Source organism: Neisseria sp. P0008.S010, from assembly GCF_051962715.1.
GTDB lineage: Bacteria > Pseudomonadota > Gammaproteobacteria > Burkholderiales > Neisseriaceae > Neisseria > Neisseria elongata.
Map to the genome: position 1 here is coordinate 1 of NZ_JBQCVA010000077.1, position 4,123 is coordinate 4,123.

4 protein-coding genes are annotated in these 4,123 nt (G+C 55.1%); 2 read left to right on the top strand and 2 right to left on the bottom strand.

Annotated elements, in window-relative coordinates:
• Nucleotides 1-681 precede the first annotated feature (681 nt).
• Complete coding sequence (locus tag ACTHSL_RS12085) at nt 682-2,844, bottom strand: heavy metal translocating P-type ATPase (RefSeq protein ID WP_440381589.1); 2,163 nt, start codon at nt 2,842-2,844, stop codon at nt 682-684.
• Between the two features lie 99 nt (nt 2,845-2,943).
• Nucleotides 2,944-3,153 (bottom strand): heavy-metal-associated domain-containing protein, encoded by a 210-nt coding sequence (locus tag ACTHSL_RS12090; RefSeq protein WP_003742983.1) that lies wholly within the window; start codon nt 3,151-3,153, stop codon nt 2,944-2,946.
• Between the two features lie 147 nt (nt 3,154-3,300).
• On the opposite strand from ACTHSL_RS12090, the gene cueR reads away from it, so the two are divergent.
• Nucleotides 3,301-3,693, top strand: a complete 393-nt coding sequence (gene cueR, locus ACTHSL_RS12095; RefSeq protein WP_440381590.1) for a Cu(I)-responsive transcriptional regulator — start codon at nt 3,301-3,303, stop codon at nt 3,691-3,693.
• Nucleotides 3,632-3,829, top strand: a complete 198-nt coding sequence (locus ACTHSL_RS12100) for a POTRA domain-containing protein (RefSeq protein ID WP_440381591.1) — start codon at nt 3,632-3,634, stop codon at nt 3,827-3,829. Before cueR ends, ACTHSL_RS12100 begins: the two co-directional genes overlap by 62 nt.
• The last annotated feature ends 294 nt before the right edge of the window (nt 3,830-4,123 follow it).

A 4,123-nucleotide genomic window follows, 5' to 3' on the forward strand; every position in this document is an offset into this window, starting at 1 on the left:
TTGCTTCTTTGGATTAGGTTTTCGTATTTCATTTGGAAATTGTAAATCTTCAGGATACTTTCGCAAGAGGTCTATTGGTAAACGTATTCAGCAACGTAGAAAAAGATTGAGACTTACTGCTCGGCACTTTCGGAACAAATTGGTATCGCTCAACAACAACTTTCTTGATGCAAGCGTGGGGATAATAAAATCAATATTTCTCATTTAGTCGAAATTGCAGCAGCTCTTGATACTCCTGCCTGATGTTCACATGATACTGCCTTCCCGATTGTATTCAATCATGTCGTTTACTGCTTGGGCGAGCCATGCCCAGCAATCGGGGAATTCTTGACGCTGTTCCCAGCCGGGGCTGGCGAAGTCGTGGATAAGCTGGACTGTGCCGCCTTTGCCGATTTCGAAGCAGGCAGTGTCATCGCAATCGCTGCGTGTGGCGAAGGGAATCAGTTTCCTACCGGGATAACGGGTTTGCAGGCCTTGGTATAGTTCGGCGGCCTAATCGCTGTCAAGCAGATGCCAAATATCGAAATCGACCAAATTCAGTTCGACGATTTTTTCAAATGATTTTGGATATTCAAATTGGGGAATATCGAGCGTATAACTTTTCATCGGTTGATTCCTAGTTTGAGGCCGCCTGAAAAATGAAACTGGGCGTATTGCTTTTCGGGCGGCCTTTGCCACGCCTCACTCAATCTTCACCCGTTTCAACCTCAACGCATTGCTCAACACCGAAACCGAACTTGCCGCCATTGCCGCGCCTGCGATGACGGGATTTAAGAAGCCGAGTGCGGCGAGCGGGATGCCCAAGATATTGTAGAAGAAGGCGAAAAACAGGTTTTGCTTGATGTTTTTCAAAGTCGCCTGCGACACCATCAGGGCATCGGCGAGCTGGTTGACCGAATGCTGCATCAGCGTGGCGGAGGCAGTGTGTTCGGCAACGTCCGCGCCGCCTTTCATGGCGAAGCTGACGTTGGCGGCGGCGAGTGCGGGCGCGTCGTTGATGCCGTCGCCGACCATCGCCACGGTTTTGCCGGCGGCTTTGAGTTTCTGCACTTCGGCGGCTTTGTCGCGCGGACTCATGTTGCCGAAGGCGTGTGCGATGCCCAGTTGTTTGGCGACGTATTCGACCGTGCCTTGGTTGTCGCCACTCATGATGTAAACGTCGATGCCGTGTTTTTTCAGACGGCCTATGGCTTCGGCGGTGTCGGCTTTCAACGCGTCGGCGAGTGCGAATGCTCCGATAGGTTTGTTATCGACCGAGACTGCGACAATGCTTGCAATGTCCCAAACGCCGTCTGAAAACTCGGGCAAGGTCAGTTCGGCAAATTCGGCTTTGCCCGCTTTCACCAATCCCGCACCTTCAACTTCGGCGGTAATGCCTGCGCCGACGACGGTTTGCGCGTTTTGTGCGGCAGGAATCTCCAAGCCGCGTGCTTGGGCGGCGGAGACGATGGCGCGGGCGAGCGGGTGGGCGGCGTTTTGTTCGACGGCGGCGGCAATGCGGTACAAATCGTCTTCATCAAAGCCGCTGTCGGGTACGCAATAAACGGCGGCAACCTGCGGCCTGCCTTCGGTCAGCGTGCCGGTTTTGTCCAATACGACGGCATCGACGTGGGCGGCTTCTTCCATCGCCGCCGCGTCTTTAAACCAAATGCCGTGTTTCACCGCCTTGCCCATGCCGACCATAATCGCGGCGGGCGTCGCCAGACCAAGCGCACACGGGCAGGCAATCACCAAAACGGCAACGGCGTGCATCAGCGCAATCGTCCAATCGCCTTTCACCAGCCAAGTGGCGATAAAAGTCAGAAGCGCGATGCCCACGACGGCAGGCACAAACACCGCCGCCGCTTTATCCGCCACGCGCGCAATCGGCGCCTTGCTGCCCTGCGCTTCAGAGAGCGCGTTCATCATGTCGCCGAGCAGGGTTTGGCTGCCGAGCTGCGTGGCGCGGTACACCACGCTGCCTTCGGTCATCAGCGCGCCCGCCAACACTTTGCCGCCCGCCTTTTTCTCTTCGGGATTGGATTCGCCGGTGAGGTGGCTCTCGTCCGCCCAGCCGCTGCCGCTTTCGATAATGCCGTCGGCGGCAATGCGTTCGCCGTGGTTGGCTCGGATTAGGTCGCCGATTTGCACTTGGTCAATGGACAGTTGTTTCCATTCGCCATCGCGTTGCACGTTGACTTGGGTCGGCGTAAGTTTCAGCAGCAAGCCCAAGCTGTTCAGGCTGGATTTTTTGGTGCGGTGTTCCAAAAACTTACCCAGCGACACAAACCCAATCACCGTCACGCCCACTTCAAAATACACATGCGCCATGCCGTGCGCCGCTTGCGGGCTGAAAAACAGCATATAAGCGGAATACAGGTAAATCGACACCGTGCCGATAGTAACGAGCACGTCCATATTCGCCAGCCCGCCTTTAATACTCGCCCACGCGCTTTTGTAAAACGGGATTGCCAGCCAAAGCTGCACCACACTCGCCAATGCGAACTGCCACAACGGCGGAATCATCCAATCGTTTCTGCCGATCATCACCCCCGCCATGCCGATAAGGAACGGGACGTTGATGGCGAACAGCAGCCACAGCCGCCAGCTTACATGCGCGGTTTCTTCGGGTTGCGGCAGCGCGTCTTCCGTCTTTTCCTTTGCGCCATAGCCGGTTTTCTCGATGATTTTGGCGATGTCGGCGGCGGAGGTTTGGCTGTCGTCAAACACCACCTGCGCCTCCTCGCTGGCGAAGTTCACCCCCGCCGATTCGACAAAGTCTTTTTTGTTCAACACTTTTTCAATGCGCGAAGCGCAGGCCTGACAGGTCATGCCTTCGATTTGGAAACGGACTTTTTGTTGCATGGTTTCTTCCTTCTGAATGTGGTTGGGCTACCTGAAAAAAGCGGAGCAGGGTTTTTAGGTAGCCTTTGGGGTGTTGCAGTCGATTTGTTGCGATTCGATTTACAAAGCCGCATCATACCCGCCGTCTTCCACCGCTTCTATCAGCGCGGCGGGGTTGGTTTGGGCGGGGTCGAATTCCACGACGGCGTTCTTGTTTTCCAGGCTCACTTCGGCCTTGTCCACGCCGTTTACGCCTTCGAGGATGCTGGTAACGCTTTTCACGCAGCCGCCGCAGGTCATGCCTTCGATGTTTAATGTGATGGTTTGCATAGGGTTTCCTTTCTGTTGGAATGAGGCTGAGGTTTTAAAGCCCGTTGCAGCCAAAGCTTTCAGGTAGCCTGAAATGATGGGTCGGCTCTTGCTTTCCCGCTAAGTGCCGCCACTATAAAGCTTCACCCGAAGTAAAGGTCAAGCATCATGATGAACATCAGTCAGGCCGCGGCCGAGAGCGGCCTTTCCGCCAAACAAATCCGCGACTACGAAAAGCACGGCCTAATCGCCCCGGCCGCGCGCAGCGAAGCGGGCTACCGCCGCTACGGACAGGCCGACCTTGCCCGGCTGCGCTTTATCCGCCATGCGCGGGAAGTGGGCTTTTCGCTGCCGCAGATCGGGCAGCTTTTGAGCCTGCAACACAATCCGCAGCGCACCAGCCGCGAAGTGAAAACGCTCACCGCGCAACACATCGCCGAACTGGAAGCCAAAATCCAACACCTGCAGAGCATGGTGGCCGAGCTGCAACGCTGGCACGATGCCTGCGCGGGAGACGATTGCCCCGATTGCGCGATTTTGGCCGGGCTGGAGGAGAATTAGGCGACGGTGGAATGCAGCATTCAAAAACAAATTTCCCACTCGCTCGGGCAATCTGTTGAATCTGCGTGATCTGGAACAAGGACTGGAAAATCTCAAACGTCTCCCGACTGTGGAAGCTGATCTCTCGTTCCCGTAGAGGGCGAACCAAACCAAAGTGATTTTGGGGCTGATGTAAGACATGTTTCAGGACAATCCGCCCAATGGTTATCGGGCCAAACTTTAGCCGGCACAGCAGTTGGGATACGCGGGCAGATGAAGCTCGGTGGTAACCTGCATTACGATATATTTACCGCCCGTGCATTGAAAAAGCCTGAATCTTTCCAATCAAGGAAATGGGCAAGCGGTTTTCAGGTAGAGACCTTTGCAAAATCCCCCCAAAATCCCCTAAATTCCCACCAAGACATTTAGGGGATTTCTCATGAGCACCTTC